The 15,210-nt window shown below is 66.6% G+C and carries 12 protein-coding genes and 1 pseudogene; 4 read left to right on the forward strand and 9 right to left on the reverse strand.

Annotation, left to right across the window (positions count from 1 at the left end):
* Positions 1-55: 55 nt before the first annotated feature.
* The 4 genes from EGJ34_RS16060 to EGJ34_RS16075 all read right to left on the reverse strand — a co-directional run bounded on the left by EGJ34_RS16060 (position 56) and on the right by EGJ34_RS16075 (position 4,019).
* On the reverse strand, positions 56-766 hold the full coding sequence (locus tag EGJ34_RS16060) for a 2OG-Fe(II) oxygenase (protein WP_125361506.1): 711 nt from the start codon (positions 764-766) through the stop codon (positions 56-58).
* A gap of 131 nt (positions 767-897) precedes the next feature.
* On the reverse strand, positions 898-1,908 hold the full coding sequence (locus EGJ34_RS16065) for a class 1 fructose-bisphosphatase (protein ID WP_125361507.1): 1,011 nt from the start codon (positions 1,906-1,908) through the stop codon (positions 898-900).
* A 96-nt stretch (positions 1,909-2,004) separates the two neighbouring features.
* Positions 2,005-2,694 (reverse strand): 2'-5' RNA ligase family protein, encoded by a 690-nt coding sequence (locus EGJ34_RS16070; RefSeq protein ID WP_125361508.1) that lies wholly within the window; start codon positions 2,692-2,694, stop codon positions 2,005-2,007.
* Positions 2,695-2,816: 122 nt separating this feature from the next.
* A complete protein-coding gene (locus EGJ34_RS16075) occupies positions 2,817-4,019 on the reverse strand; it encodes an amino acid aminotransferase (RefSeq protein WP_125361509.1) in 1,203 nt (400 codons plus the stop codon).
* A gap of 174 nt (positions 4,020-4,193) precedes the next feature.
* Between EGJ34_RS16075 and EGJ34_RS16080 the strand changes: the two genes are divergently transcribed.
* Entirely contained in the window at positions 4,194-6,323 is a 2,130-nt protein-coding gene (locus EGJ34_RS16080; protein ID WP_125361510.1) for a TonB-dependent receptor, read from the forward strand.
* 98 nt (positions 6,324-6,421) lie between these two features.
* Here EGJ34_RS16080 and EGJ34_RS16085 read toward each other — a convergent pair whose 3' ends face one another.
* A complete protein-coding gene (locus tag EGJ34_RS16085; protein WP_125361511.1) occupies positions 6,422-6,715 on the reverse strand; it encodes a hypothetical protein in 294 nt (97 codons plus the stop codon).
* Between the two features lie 185 nt (positions 6,716-6,900).
* Here EGJ34_RS16085 and EGJ34_RS22860 point away from each other — a divergent pair.
* Positions 6,901-7,269 (forward strand): annotated as a pseudogene (locus tag EGJ34_RS22860) (hypothetical protein); the annotation flags it as partial.
* A 35-nt stretch (positions 7,270-7,304) separates the two neighbouring features.
* Here EGJ34_RS22860 and EGJ34_RS16095 read toward each other — a convergent pair.
* From EGJ34_RS16095 to EGJ34_RS16110, 4 genes are all read right to left on the reverse strand, one after another.
* Positions 7,305-7,691 carry a hypothetical protein gene (locus EGJ34_RS16095; protein ID WP_125361512.1) on the reverse strand — a complete coding sequence of 129 codons (387 nt, stop codon included), beginning with the start codon at positions 7,689-7,691 and terminating at the stop codon, positions 7,305-7,307.
* Between the two features lie 68 nt (positions 7,692-7,759).
* The gene (adhP, locus tag EGJ34_RS16100; RefSeq protein WP_125361513.1) at positions 7,760-8,788 is read right to left on the reverse strand and encodes an alcohol dehydrogenase AdhP; all 1,029 of its coding nucleotides are present in this window, start codon (positions 8,786-8,788) and stop codon (positions 7,760-7,762) included.
* A 116-nt stretch (positions 8,789-8,904) separates the two neighbouring features.
* Positions 8,905-9,543: a bifunctional 4-hydroxy-2-oxoglutarate aldolase/2-dehydro-3-deoxy-phosphogluconate aldolase gene (gene eda, locus EGJ34_RS16105; protein WP_125361514.1), complete on the reverse strand. Its 639-nt coding sequence runs from the start codon at positions 9,541-9,543 to the stop codon at positions 8,905-8,907.
* Positions 9,530-10,552 carry a sugar kinase gene (locus tag EGJ34_RS16110; RefSeq protein WP_185750209.1) on the reverse strand — a complete coding sequence of 341 codons (1,023 nt, stop codon included), beginning with the start codon at positions 10,550-10,552 and terminating at the stop codon, positions 9,530-9,532. The genes eda and EGJ34_RS16110 overlap by 14 nt, the downstream gene beginning before the upstream one ends.
* A 265-nt stretch (positions 10,553-10,817) precedes the next feature.
* Between EGJ34_RS16110 and EGJ34_RS16115 the strand changes: the two genes are divergently transcribed.
* Positions 10,818-13,577 carry a TonB-dependent receptor gene (locus EGJ34_RS16115; RefSeq protein WP_125361516.1) on the forward strand — a complete coding sequence of 920 codons (2,760 nt, stop codon included), beginning with the start codon at positions 10,818-10,820 and terminating at the stop codon, positions 13,575-13,577.
* 181 nt (positions 13,578-13,758) lie between these two features.
* A partial coding sequence (locus EGJ34_RS16120) for a LamG domain-containing protein (protein WP_148100512.1) occupies positions 13,759-15,210 on the forward strand: 1,452 nt, incomplete at its 3' end.

Below are 15,210 nucleotides of genomic sequence, written 5' to 3' on the forward strand. Positions count from 1 at the left end.
TGGCCGGCCCAGGCGGTGTCGAGGGCCGGCCAACGGCCGGCGCTACCGGGACGGGTCAGCCGCCGCCATAAAGACGCTGCGCGCTCTGGAACAGAATCCAGCTGGTCGCAATGAACTTGTCCCCACCCTCGGGCCGGTTGCCCCGATGCGTATGCGTAAACGCCGTCGGCGCAATCAACAGACTGCCGGTACGCGGCGCGATCTTCCGCTCCTGGAACAGGAACTCGGTTTCCCCAGCCTGGAAGTCGTCGTTGAGGTAAAGCGTCCACAGCAGGTGCCGGTGCAGGGTCTCGCCGGCGGGATCGCGGGGATACAACTCGCAGTGCCAATACGGGTACCCACCCTCGCCTGCCGCATACCATTGCAGGTTGATGGCACCGGGGCGTAGGCACGTACGGGCCAGTTCGGAAAGCTGGGCGTCTTCCATGCCGGGGAAGTCATCGGCGGCTAGTCGACGTGCACTGCCGTCGGTGTCTTGAACCTGCAACATCAACGGCGAGATCAACGCCTGTGGATAACGGCGTAGATAACTCAATACGCCTTTGAATACGGCCTGCTGCAGCAGCATTTCCACCTGCTGCCATTCGGCGCGGCCGCTGATGCGCAGGTCCTTGCTGTGCTTGAGTTCCGGGAATACACCACTGCCCACTTCACCGGGCTGCAGCTGGGCGCTGGCGCGCATCTGCGCCAGGATCGCGGCGCACGCCTCGGCGGGGATGGCGTTGTGGATTACTTCAATGAAGTCACGCGGCGTTTCGGCGGTCATGGGTCGGTCCGTGAGCATTCGCACCCGATGGTGCCGGGTGTTAGGCCGGATGTCACCCCACTGTCACGCGCGTGGCAGGGGTTCCCAAGGACGCGCATGGCGCGTCCCTACGCGGGAACCCATTCGCCGGGTTACTTGGCGTCGTGCTCGCGGTGGTAACGGGTGGCTTCGGCCACTTCGTTCTTCGAGCCGAGGAACACCGGCACGCGCTGGTGCAGGTGGTCCGGCTGGATGTCCAGAATGCGCTCGCGGCCGGTGGTGGCAGCACCGCCGGCCTGTTCCACCAGCAGACCCATCGGGTTGGCCTCGTACATCAGGCGCAGCTTGCCGGCCTTGCTCGGGTCCTTCTTGTCCCACGGGTAGATGAAGATGCCGCCGCGGGTCAGGATGCGGTGCACGTCAGCAACCATGCTTGCGATCCAGCGCATGTTGAAGTTCTTGCCGCGTGCGCCTTCCTTGCCCGCCAGCAGGTCCTGCACATAGCTCTGCATCGGGGCTTCCCAATGGCGCTGGTTCGACATGTTGATGGCAAATTCCTGGGTTTCGGCGGGAATCTGCATGTTCGGCGTGGTCAGCACGAACTCGCCCTTCTCGCGGTCCAGGGTGAAGGCATGGGTGCCGTGGCCGGTGGTCAGCACCATCTGGGTGCTGGGCCCGTAGATGCAGTAACCGGCGGCAATCTGCGCGGTGCCCGGCTGCAGGAAGCTTTCATCGTTGGGCTGCTCGGTGCCCGGGGGGCAGCGCAGCACCGAGAAGATGGTGCCGACCGACACGTTCACGTCGATGTTGGAGCTGCCATCGAGGGGATCGAACAGCAGCAGGAAGTCGCCGCGCGGGTAGGTGTCCGGCACCGGCTGGCAGTGGTCCATTTCTTCCGAGGCACAGGCGGCCAGGTGGCCACCCCAGGCGTTGGCCTCGAGCAGGATCTCGTTGCTGATCACGTCCAGCTTCTTCTGCGCTTCGCCCTGCACGTTACCGGTGCCGGCATCGCCAAGCACGCCACCCAGTGCGCCCTTGCTGACCGCGATGGAGATGCTGGTGCAGGCGCGGCCGACGACGGCGATGAGCTGGCGCAGGTCGGCGTTGATGCGGCCGGCATGCTGTTCTTCGATCAGGTACCGGGTGAGTGACGTACGGGACATGAAATGACTGCCAAAGACATTCGGGGGCCGTATTGTCGCCGCAAAAAAGGACTCAGGTGTACTTGAGAACGCGGTAAACGGTTACACGCGCGCGTCTTACGGTGTGACGCAGTCCTTGCCCGGTGCCTGCAGCGGATACTCGGCCAACGTGCGCACGATCTGGCCGTTGGCATCGGTGACGCCGATGCCAATGCCGGTGACCTCGCCGCTGGCCTGCGGCGGCTGCGCTTGGGCCGCAGCGACGAAGGCGGCGAGCTCGGGGCTCTTCTCGTCGGCCAGCAGACTCAGGTGCGGCTGGTATTGCATGAATACATTCGGCGAGCCGTAGCGCTGGAACGCGGGCAGCTTGTCCGGGTATGCCGCCATCCACGCGGGGGCCTCCACGCTGTGGTCGCGCAGCGGTTCGGCGGCCAGCGTCACCGTGTCGGCCAGACGCTGCAGGGCCTGGCTGGGTTGCACATGCAGGAACACCCAGTTCGACGGGGTGACCTCGATGCCGTTCACCTGCATGGCAAACGGGGCCTGGCAGCGCGCAATGCGCGCGACGGCGGCCTTCAACGCGCTTTCGGCGCTGGTCGGAAAGCGGGTGAGGTACAGCGTGGCGTGCACCGCGTGTCCCTGCCGATGGAAACTGGTCATGCCCGCCTCGGCGAGGGTGTCGCTCACCTTGGCGACCGCCTCGACCACAGGTCGGGAGGGAATGGCATAGATGTTGTAGCTCTCCGACGGCTGGGCGTGGACGGCCACAGGCAGGGCGGCGAGCAGAATCGAGACAGGCAGGCGCATGCCGCCATTATAGGGAAAGCGTCTGTGCGGCCTTTGCGCGGTAAGGCGCTTACGACAACGGCCGCGCGGGGCGGCCGTTGTTTGATCGTCACCCGACCAACGGTCGGGTGCTAACGGGTCGATCAACCCTTGGCGACGGTTGCCACGGCCTTGGCCACGTACTCCAGGTTGCCCTGGTTCAGTGCGGCCACGCAGATGCGGCCGGTGCCGACGGCGTAGATGCCGAACTCGTCACGCAGGCGATCGACCTGCGGGCGGGTCAGGCCCGAGTACGAGAACATGCCGGCCTGGTCGTTGATGAAGGCGAACTCCGGTGCACCTGCGGCGACCAGGTTCTGCACCAGGCCATGACGCAGGGCGTGGATGCGCTCGCGCATCTCGGTCAGTTCCTGTTCCCACATCTGGCGCAGCTCGGGGCTGGTCAGCACACCGGCCACCAGCGCCGCACCGTGGTTGGACGGGCTGGAGTAGATGGTGCGGATGATGCGCTTGACCTGCGACTGCACGGCCTTGGCGGCATTCGCGTCCGGAGCCACCACCGACAGCGCACCCACGCGCTCGCCGTACAGCGAGAACGACTTGGAGTACGAGTTGGCGACCACGAAGCTGTCGATGCCGGCTTCCGCGATGATGCGCACCGCGGCGCCGTCTTCGAAGATGCCCTTGTCGAAGCCCTGGTAGGCCATGTCGATGAACGGGAACAGCTGGCGGTCCTTCAGCAGCTGCGCGACCTGCTTCCACTGCTCAACCGTGAGGTCGGCACCGGTCGGGTTGTGGCAGCACGCATGCAGCAGCACCACGGTGCCCGGCTGCAGCTTTTCCAGGTCGGCCAGCATGCCGGCGAAGTCAACGCCGTGGGTGGCGGCGTCGAAGTAGGTGTATTCCACCACTTCAAAGCCAGCCGCGCCGAACACCGCGCGGTGGTTTTCCCAGCTGGGGTTGCTGATGGCGATGGTGGAATGCGGCAGCAGCTTGTGCAGCAGGTCCGCGCCCACGCGCAGCGCACCGCTGCCGCCGATGGTCTGCGAGGTGGCGACGCGGCCGGCGGCCAGCAGCGGCGAGTCTTTGCCGAACACCAGTTCGCGGGTGGCCTGGGTGTAGGCCGGCAGCCCGTCGATCGGCAGGTAGCCGCGCGGTTTGGCCTCGTTGGCCAGCTGCTGTTCAATCTGCTTCACGGCGCGCAGCAGCGGAATGCGGCCGCTCTCGTCGTAATAGATGCCCACGCCCAGGTTGACCTTGGTCGAACGGCTGTCGGCGTTGTATGCCTCGGTCAGGCCCAGGATCGGGTCGCCCGGGACCAGTTCCACGTTTGCAAAGAAGGACACGGCGGTACTCATTCGAAATGACGGATGGGGGAGGTTTCGCGCTCGGTGTTGCGGCAGCATGGGCCGAAACAGCGCCATCGTAACAAAGCCGTGGCATGGGCGCGGGCGCTCTCGTCACCTTCCATGCCGTACGCTGACAGACGGCCTTCCCCCCACCGGAGACCCTGCCCCCGCATGCGTCGCTTTATCCCCCTGTTGCGCCATTCATCATTCATCGTCGCCGGCGCGCTGCCGGTCACCGCCCTGGCCCAGCCTGCCGAGGCCCCCGGCATCGAGCGCCTGCCCACCGTGCAGGTGCAGGCCGCGCGCGGCGTGCGGGTCGCCGATGTCGACCTGCCGGCCTCGATCAGCACCGTGCAGCTGGACGACGAGGTCATCGGCACCCTGGCCCAGGTCAGCGAAGCGCTGAACGGCGTGCCCGGCCTGCTGGCCCGCGACCGCCAGAACCTGGCCCAGGACACCCAGCTTTCGATCCGCGGCTTCGGCGCGCGTTCCACCTTCGGGGTGCGCGGGGTGCGGGTGCTGGTGGACGGCGTCCCGGCCACCATGCCCGACGGCCAGGGTCAGCTGTCGCACGCCAGCCTGCTTTCGGCGCAGCGCATCGAGGTGCTGCGCGGGCCGTTCTCGGCGCTGTACGGCAACTCCTCCGGCGGCGTGGTCCAGGTCTGGAGCGCCGACGGCGCGCCAGGCGACCCGTGGCGGGCACGCGTGGCCGCCGGCAGCGACGCGACCCTGAGCGCGGGCGCGCAGCTGCGCGGCCAGCAGGGACCGGTGCGCTACAACCTGGCGGCCAACCACTTCGAGACTGCCGGCTGGCGCGAGCACAGCCGGGCGCGGCGCGAGTCCTTCAATGGCCGGCTGGGCGTGGACGTGGGCGGCGGCCAGCTGGATCTGGTGCTGAACTATCTGGACGCACCCGACGCCCAGGACCCGCTTGGTCTGACCCGCGCGCAGGTCAATGCCAACCCGCGCCAGGCCACGGCCGTGGCCACCCAGTACAACACCCGCAAATCGGTGCGCCAGGGACAGGCCGGCTTGGTCTTCACCCGTACCGAGGGTGCGCAGACCTGGCGGGCGATGGGCTATGCGGGCCAGCGCGAGGTGGAGCAGTACCTGGCCATTCCGCCCGGCCCGCAGGCCAATCCGCTGCATGCGGGTGGTGTGATCGATCTGGACGGCGACTATGGCGGGCTGGACCTGCGCTGGGCCTGGCACGGCGACTGGCTGGGCCGGCCGCTGGAGGCGGTGATCGGAGCCAATGCCGACCAGCAGACGCAGGATCGGCGAGGTTACGAGAACTTCATCGGCAGCGACGTGGGCGTGCGTGGTGCGCTACGCCGCGACCAGCGCGACCGTGTGCGCAACATCGACCAGTTCGCCCAGGTGAACTGGCAGTGGGCCCCACGTTGGTCCGCGCTGCTGGGGCTGCGTCACAGCGCTGTGCGTTTCCGCTCCAACGATGACTACATCACCGCGCGCAATCCGGACGACAGCGGCTCACGCGACTACAGCGCCACCACCCCGGTGGGTGGCGTGGTGTTCCACGCCAGCGACGCCTGGCGGGTGTATGCCTCGGCCGGACGTGGGTTTGAAACACCCACCTTCAACGAACTGGGCTATCGCAATGACGGCGGGGCCGGGCTGGCGCTGAACCTCGACCCGGCGCGCAGCCGTAACCTGGAACTGGGCACCAAGTGGCGCGGGGCCGGTGGTGCGGCGTTCGAGGCGGCGGTGTTCCGCGCCGATACCGATGATGAGGTGGCGGTGGCCAGCAACACCAACGGCCGCAGCACCTACCGCAACATCGGCCGCACCCGCCGCCAGGGCGTGGAGGCCAGCCTGCAGCAGCCGCTGGCCGCGCAGCTGGACCTGACCCTGGCGTACACGTACATCGAAGCCACGGTGCGCGAACCGTATGCCACCTGCGCCAACAGCGGCTGCGCGGTGCCGGATACGGTGGTGGCGGCGGGGTCGCGCCTGCCGGGCGTGCCGAAGCAGCAGGCGTTCGCACGGCTGGATTACCGGCCCGGGAACTGGCAATGGGCCGGGGAAGTGGTGGCGTCCAGCGATACCGTGGTCAATGACCTGGCCAGTGAGTCGGCGGCGGGGTACGCGTTGTTGAACCTGGAAGCGGCGCGGAACTGGCGGAACACGCAGGGCACGCTGCGCGCATTTGCGCGGGTGGATAACGCGCTGGATCAGCGTTATGTGGGGTCTGTGATCGTCAACGACGGAAATCAGCGCTATTTCGAGCCGGGACCGGACCGGCGGTACAGCGTGGGGCTGCAGTGGTCGTGGTTGTGATCCGAGGGCCGGCGCACGACCAACGGTCGTGCGCTACCGGACTGTCCGGGTAAACGGTAGCGCACGACCGTTGGTCGTGCGGCCATGAACCGATCGGGTCATTTCGGCACTTTTGCCGGCACGAACGGCGAGGTAGGGTCGCTGGCCGGGAAGGTCTCCTCCAGCGCCTCATCCTGGTTGTCGTTGGCCTTGTCCTGCTGCTCCCGATGCTCCGGGTCGTTCTTCTGCTCGTCCGGGGTGCCGTGAACGGCGTCGACGCCAGTGCGCAGATGCTCGGGCGAGTGGGACGGTGACATTCCGGCACCGCGGTCTTCAGCGTCGAAAACATCGTGCTTGGCGCGCTGTTCGCCCGGAACGGGCGGGTGGGCTTCGCGTAGGGGATCGCGTGGCATGGCGGGCGCTCCGGCAGTGGGGTGAGCGCCACAGCGTACGCGTCCCATCGCGAACACCAGCGTGAAGCGGGGGCCATTTCCACGTGAAGCCGCAGGCGTGCATGGCGCCATGAACGGATCTGTCACGGCTGACTAACGGCCGCAGGATTATTCCTGCCCACCCCGCCCGCTGCCGGAGACGTGTCATGCCCCGCCCCGACCGCCGCACCGCCCCTGCTGTGTTCAGCGCCTACCGGCTGCCCGAAACGACCCGGCGCAATCGTCGCCAGGCGCGCGCTGAAGAGCCGCAGGCGGTGGCACAGGACTACGTGCAGTACATGCGAAGCGACTTCGAGCGTCGCCGCAGTGCCTCACGCCGGCGCTGGGAAGACCTGTACCCGGCTTACGCCTTCGCGCTGACCACCCACCGTGCTGACTGGCCGCGTGGCGATGACGGCGACACCGATGGCGAGCTGGCCGAACAGTGGGAACAGATGCGCGGTGCCTCGCGGCTGGGCTGGCCGCAGGCGCGGGCGGTGGTGGAAGACGCCTGGCTGGCGCTGGACCACATGCCCCCCCACGGCAGTGCATGGGCTGCTGCAGTAGGGTTTCAGCGCTTCGGGCGGAACTTCGCGCCGAACCAGATGCCCAGCCCCTGCACCGGCAGTGAGGCCACCAGCACCGCCACGAACCAGAACGGGAAGTCGTTGCCGAGGTCCCAAGCGGCGAACGCCGAGGCCCCGACAATCATCGCCCACACGATGCCGCCGTGCAGCCACGGCCAGGTAGGCGCATAGCGGCTGGCGAATGCGCAGGCGACGAAGCCGCCCAGAATCGTCCAGCCAAGGTCCCAGGCCAGGCGGCCTTCGCCCCGCCCCAGGCCGACCCACGGCGCGATCCAGCCGCCAGCCCCGCTGACCATGCCCAGCACGAACAGGGCCACCACCACGCACAGCACGGAAAGGGCGAGGGTCTTCAAAGGTGACAGGGCGGGCATGTGCGGTCGGCGGCAGCGGGATCCTCCCCATTATCGCCGCTCGCGCCCGCGCCCACCCGCCCTGTGGTTCAGCGGCTCATGTCCAGTACCACGCGACCTTCGATCCTGCCGGCGTGCATGCGCGCGAAGATGTCGTTGATGTTCTCCAGCGAATCACTGGTGACGGTGGCGGCAACCTTGCCCTGCTCGGCAAACTCCAGCGAGTCCTGCAGGTCCAGGCGGGTGCCGACGATCGAACCGCGCACGGTGATGCCGTTGAGCACCATGCCGAAGATGTCCAGCGGGAACTGTCCCGGCGGCAGGCCGTTGAGCGACACGGTGCCGCCGCGGCGCACCATGCCCAGTGCCTGCTCGAACGCCTTCGGCGACACGGCGGTGACCAGCGCACCATGCGCGCCGCCGATCTCCTTCTTCAGGAATGCGGCCGGGTCGGTGTTGCGCGCGTTGACGGTCACGGTGGCACCGAGTCGCTGCGCCAGGGCCAGCTTGTCATCGTCGATATCAACGGCCGCCACATTCAGGCCCATGGACTTGGCGTACTGCACGGCCATGTGGCCGAGTCCGCCCACGCCGGAGATCACCACCCACTGGCCGGGCTTGGTGTCGGTGACCTTCAGGCCCTTGTACACGGTGACGCCGGCACAAAGGATCGGGGCCACTTCGATGAAGCCGATGCCCTTGGGCAGCAGGCCGACGTAGTCCGCATTGGCCAGCGCGTATTCGGCGAAACCGCCGTTCACCGAATAACCGCTGTTCTGCTGGGCCTCGCACAGGGTCTCCCAGCCACCCAGGCAGTGCTCGCAGTGACCGCAGGCCGAGTACAGCCAGGGAATGCCGACGCGATCGCCTTCCTTGATGTGGGTCACGCCCTGCCCGACCGCGACCACGTGGCCCACGCCTTCATGCCCAGGAATGAACGGCGGATTCGGCTTCACCGGCCAGTCGCCTTCGGCGGCGTGCAGGTCGGTGTGGCAGACACCGCAGGCCTCGATTTTGACCAGGATGTCGCCCGGACCGGGGCGCGGCACGGTGACCTCTTCAATTACCAGAGGCTTGCCGAATTCGCGGACCACCGCCGCCTTCATCGTCTTGTTCATGGCTGCAACTCCACAGGGGGGGAGTTACAGCCTGCGCCGCGCTGCGTTGTGCCGCTTTGATCCCGATCAACCCGCGCGTTGCGTGGTTGCCACGCAGGGCGTGGCACTACGGGGCCTCAACCAACGAGTGCGGCCGATTCCCTCGCCAGCTGTTCAATCCCGGCCCAATCACGCGCCTGCAGCAACGCCCGCGTGGTCAACCACGAACCGCCAACGCACAACACATTCGGCAGATGCAGGAAATCACGCGCGGTCTGCGCGGTGATGCCGCCCGTGGGACAGAAACGCACATCGCCAAACGGCCCATTCCATGCACTCAGCATGCCCACGCCACCGGCCTGCACTGCCGGGAAGAACTTGAACGTATCCAGCCCCTGCTCCAAGCCTTGCATCAGTTCAGACGAAGTGGCCACGCCCGGCAGGAACGGCAGGTCGGTATCGCGCGCCGCCGCGTAAAGACGGTCGGTCGCACCCGGCGACACCGCGAAGCGCCCGCCAATCTTCTTCACCTGCTCCATCTGCGCAGCGGTCAGCACCGTGCCTGCGCCGACCACGGCATCCGGCACCGCTTCCACCATCGCCTTGATCGCGTCCATCGCCACCGGCGTGCGCAGGGTGACTTCAATCACGGGCAGACCACCGTTGAACAGCGCCTGCGCCACGGCCACCGCGTCGTCCACGTTCTCCGGGGTGAATACCGGAATCACCGGGGCCAGTTTCAACACTGCGCGTACGCGCGGATCAGCGCCGGACATCAAATCGCTCCTCGCCCGTCAGGGCCATCACGTCAGCTTCGCTGACCAGGTTGAAGTCGCCCGGGATCGAGTGCTTGAGAATGGCGGCGGCCAGACCGAAGCGCACGATGGCCTGCGGGTCGAAGTCGCGCATCATGCCATGCAGGATGCCGGCGGCGAAGGCGTCGCCACCGCCAATGCGGTCAACAATGCCGACCATCTCGCGCGCTGCGGCCACCGCACGCGTGCCGTCGCGACCGATCAGCATCGCGCCCAGCGAATGATGGTCCACGCTGTGCGGCGTGCGCTGCGTGCACGCCATCCACTGCAGGCGCGGGAATGCGGCAAAGGCCTGCGCGGCGGCGGCATCCACGCGTTCGCCGACGTCGGCCTGCGGGAACTCGCCACCGAGCACCACGCCGATGTCCCGGTAATCCGCAAATGCCACGTGCGCACAGGCAAACAGCTCGCGCAGGATGCGCGGTGCATCGCCCTCCCAGCGTGCCCACAGTGATGGGCGGAAGTTGCCGTCGAACGACACCTTCACTCCGCGCGCGCAGGCCGCCTGCGCGGCGGTCAGGGTGGCTTCGGCCATGGCCGGATTCAATGCCGGGCTGACGCCGGAAAGATGCAGCCATTCCACGCCGTCCAGCAGGGTGTTCCAGTCGTAGTCGGCGGCGCTGCCCAGCGAGAACGCCGAGTCCACGCGGTCGTATACCACTTCGCTGGCGCGCTGCACCGCGCCGGTGGTGAGGAAGTACAGGCCCATGCGACCCGGGCGGGTCTGCACGTGGCGGGTGTCCACGCGGTGGCGGCGCAGCTCGCCGGCCACGAACTGACCCAGCGGGTTGGCCGGCAGTGTGCTGACCATGGAAACGTCGTGGCCGAACTGGGCCAGCGACACGCCCACGTTGGCCTCGGCCCCACCGGGGTGTACCGTCAGCTGCGCCGTCTGCAGCAGCAGTTCACGGCCGGGGGCGCTCATGCGCAGCAGCAACTCTCCAAAACAGACAACACGACTCATGGCGATGGATCCCTTGTTGTGGAACTGACCGGGCGACAGCGCCAAGACAGTTTGGCTAGCGGTGTCATTCTAGCGGGCCGGGCCGCCCCGTCTACCCATGGGAAAAGGTGGAACCATTGTCCTGCAAGCGTCTGCGGGACATTGCAAATCTGTTGCGGTGCAAGATGCCCGATCCTCTACGTGCTGTTAACGTCCGCCCTGACCAGCGGTGTCATTGCACTGACACGTCGCCGGATTGCTGTTTCATGTAGCACCTTGGGAGAGGGAAAACATGCAATACCGAATCAATCAGAAAAAGACACCGGTTACCTTGCTCGCACTTTCGATTGGCCTGGCGCTTGGTGGCACCGCGCTGGCCCAGGAGCAGACCGGCACCGCCGCCACTGAACTGGATACCGTCACCGTCACCGGCTACCGCGCCAGCGTGGAGAAGGCGCTGGACATCAAGCGCGGTGAGTCCGGCGTGGTCGATGCCATCGTCGCCGAAGACATCGGCAAGTTCCCCGACCTGAACCTGGCCGAGTCGCTGCAGCGCGTGCCGGGCGTGGTCATCACCCGTGAGGCTGGCGAAGGTCGCAACATCTCCGTGCGCGGCCTGGGCCCGGACTTCACCCGCGTCCGCATCAACGGCATGGAGGCACTCACCACCGTGGGTGCCGGCGATCAGAGCGGCGGCACCAACCGCGGCCGTGGCTTCGACTTCAACGTGTTTGCCTCGGACCTGTTCTCGCAGCTGATCGTGCGCAAGACCGCCTCGGCCGACGTGGAGGAAGGCTCGCTGGGTGCCACCGTCGACCTGCGTACGGCCCGCCCGTTCGACTATGACGGCTTCACCTTCGCCGCCAGCGGCCAGGCAAGCTATAACGCCATGGCTGAAAAGGCCGACCCGCGCGTGGCCGCACTGGTTTCCAACACCTGGGCCGACAACACCTTCGGCGCGCTGCTTTCGGTGGCCTACTCCGAACGCCAGGCACTGGAAGAAGGCTCCAACACCGGTCGCTGGGCCAATGGCCCCAGCAACGGCAACTTCAGCCCGACCTCGCCGTTCACCGCCGCACGCAGTGCCGACGTCTACCACCCGCGCTTCCCGCGTTACGTGCAGATGGAACACGAGCAGAAGCGTCTGGGCGTGACCGGTACCCTGCAGTGGAAGCCGACCGACGCCACCGAGATCTCGCTGGACGCGCTGTACTCGAAGATCGACGCCGAGCGCGATGAGAACTACATCGAGGCCATTTCGTTCAGCCGCGGCACCAGCACCACGCCGCGCCTGGTCGGCAAGCCGGCGACCGTGGTCAACAACGGCGTGATCGAGAACAATGCGCTGGTCTACGGCGAGTTCGACAACGTCGACATCCGTACGGAAAACCGTCACGACGAGTGGAGCACCGAATTCAAGCAGATCGCCTTGAACGGCCAGCACCGCTTCGGCGACGACTTCACCTTGTCCGGCAAGGTCGGCATCTCGCGCTCCAAGCACGAGAACCCGATCCAGACCACCATCATCATGGACAAGTACGACGTCGATGGTTACAGCTACGACTACCGTGGCAATGACCGCTTCCCGATCCTGAACTACGGCATCAACCCGACCGATCCCAGCGGCTGGGAGCTGGCCGAAATCCGTCTGCGTCCGCAGTACGTGGACAACGACTTCGACACCGGCCAGGTCGACTTCAACTGGAACATCAGCCCCGGCTTCCGCCTCAAGGGCGGCATCCTGGCCAAGGACTACACCTTCAAGACCACCGAACTGCGTCGCAGCAGCGAACTGGCCGTGCCCAACTTCGCCAACGGCACCAAGATCGTGCCGGTCGACATGACCCAGCCGGCAAGCCTCAAGGGTATCAACGGCAACCCGAACCAGTGGGTGGTGCCGAACCTGGACGCGGTTGCCGACTACTTCGACATCTACAGCAACAGCGGCACCTTCGCCGTCGCGCCGCGCGCCAACAACGTGCGCAGCGTCGAAGAGAAGGACCGTGGCGGCTACCTGATGGGCGAGTTCTCGACCGAACTGGGCAGCATCCCGTTCTCGGGCAACTTCGGCGTGCGTTACGTCAAGACCAAGCAGAGCTCCACGGGTCTGTCCACGCTGTCCACCACCACCGTGTCCACCACGGTCGACCGCGAGTACGACGACACCCTGCCCTCGTTCAACCTGGTCGCTGAGATCACCCCGGACTTCCTGATCCGCCTCGGCGCGGCCAAGGTGATGAGCCGTCCCGGCCTGGGCAGCCTGACCCCGGGGTCGACCGTGGCCGTGGCCGGTGGTGCGCGCACGATCTCCACGGGTAACCCGAACCTGGATCCGATCCGCGCCAAGAACGTGGACCTGGGCTTTGAGTGGTACTTCTCCGAAGGCGCGATGGCCGGCGTCGGTCTGTTCTACAAGGACATCGACACCTTCATCCAGACCACCCGCGAAACCCGTCCGTTCAGCGACAGTGGCCTGCCGCCGGAGTTGCTCAACGGCACCGGTGCGACCCCGGACAGCGACTTCACCTACACCAAGCCGGTCAACACCCCGGGTGGCGAGCTGAAGGGCGTGGAAGTGAACTACACCCAGCCCTTCACCTTCCTGCCGGGCAACTGGTCGAACCTGGGCGTGCAGTTGAACTACACCTGGGTGGACTCGCAGATCCAGTACATCAACTCTGCCGGCCAGGCGGTGCTGAAAGCGGACCTGACCGGTCTGTCGCGCAACTCGTGGAACGCCACGCTGTTCTATGAAGGCAAGGTGTTCTCGGGCCGCGTGTCGGCGACCAACCGCGATGACTACCTGACCCAGGTCACCGGTACCGAAAACGGCTTCAGCCTGGACGGCTACCACGGCATGACCGGCACCACCTTCATCGACGCGTCGATCCGCTATGCGATCACCGACAAGCTGGAGCTGAGCCTGGAAGGCATGAACCTCACCAACGAGGCCTCGGACGAGTGGGTGTACTCGCCGGCCACCGGTGAGCTGCCGCTGCAGTACACCGAAACCGGGCGGCAGTACATGCTCGGCGTGCGCTACAAGTTCTGACCGCACGAACGCAGCGGCGTGGGCGACCACGCCGCTGCTGCGGCGCAAGATGCCGCCCCGTTTTCCCTTTGCTAGTTTCTGACGGCCCTGCGCTGACACCGCGGCCGTGGCCGACCGCACCGTTCTGCTGACGAGGATGGCGTGTTGCGCCGTACGTTCTCGCTGTGGAAAGGAAGGTCACATGCTGCAACGCTCTGCATTGTCCGCCAGTCTTCTGGCCCTGCTGCTCACCACTGCCGGCACCGCTGCCGCACAGAACACCCCGCAGCTGTTGTTCCATGTCTCGGCCGAGCACGGCCTTGAGGCTGACACCGCACAGGGCGATGCGATTCCCAACTTTGTCGACAAGGTCACCACCGTGGCCGATGGCGCGCATGGCCGTGCGATCCAGTGGGCCGATGACGGCGTGCTGTCGTGGAATGCGCCGGGCAACATCCAGGCCCAGCGTGGCACCCTTGGTTTCTACTGGCGCCCGCGCTATGCCGTAGGTGAGGCACCCTTCGTCATCTTCCGCGTCGGTTATGCGGACCACAGCAGCTGGGACATGGCCTGGCTGCGCATCGACTGGAACGGCCACGGCTTTGATGCTTTTGTGACCGATGCCAACCTGGCCCGCACACGCGTCTCCTTCAAGCTGGATGCCCTGCCTGCGGCCGACCACTGGCAGCACATTGCCTTCGGCTGGGACGAAGACCACGGCGTGCGTCTGTATGTGGACGGCAAGGAAGTCGCGCGCGTTGAAACCACTGCCGACTACGATGCCGCTTTGGATCAGCTGGGCCTCGCCGGTCGGGTGATGGCTCCCTACCAGGTACAGAGCCGCTACAACTTCCTGCGGGGCAGCGACTTCGACGAGATCCACGTCTATGACCGCCTGCTGGATCCGGCGGGCATGGCCGCATTAGCGGCCAATCGTGCGCCGGCCTCTGCCGTACCGGTGGCGAACGCCCAGCGCTCCTGGAACCACCGCTTCGGCTGGGACCGCGCGCTGCCCCCAGCGCTGACCGCCCCGAGCACGTCCATCCGCAAGGTCGAGTTCGCCGACACCAAAGACCACAAGCAGTGGATGTGGAAGGCCACCGACGGCATTGCCGAGACCACGTGGCCCGGTGTGTACAACCGCTCGCGCCTGCCCGGCCGCAACGACTACTTCCAGCTGCCGGACTGGAACACCTATGTGGAAGGCGGCCAGCAGCTCGACCTGACCGTTCCCGATACTGAAACCGTCAACCGCGTGGAAGTTCGTGGGGCCGCGTTCGGGTCACTGAGCCACTCGGCAAACGGCCAGCCCGCTACGAAGATCCTGCAGCGCCCGCAGGGCGTGGTGCGCAGCGTGGACAACATTCCCGCCCAGCGCGGCGGCGTGCTCCACTTCCGCAACACCGCGCAGGAAACCCCGATCCAGGAGATCTGGGCCTACAACGTGAGCGACGCCGCAGAGCCGGAAGGCACGGTCAAGCAACGCTACTTGATCGACAGCCAGGCCCTGCCCGATTACCTCAACATCACTGCCCTGCGCGAGTACATCGACGGCCGCTACCCCGCCGCGGAGCGCAGCACGGTGATAGCGCTGCCGAAGGGTGCGGGCTCGCGTCGCCGCGCCGCCGACACCCTGCCGGCGCAGCCGCTGCCG

The organism is Stenotrophomonas sp. 278, from assembly GCF_003935715.1.
GTDB classification, from domain to species: domain Bacteria; phylum Pseudomonadota; class Gammaproteobacteria; order Xanthomonadales; family Xanthomonadaceae; genus Stenotrophomonas; species Stenotrophomonas maltophilia_AH.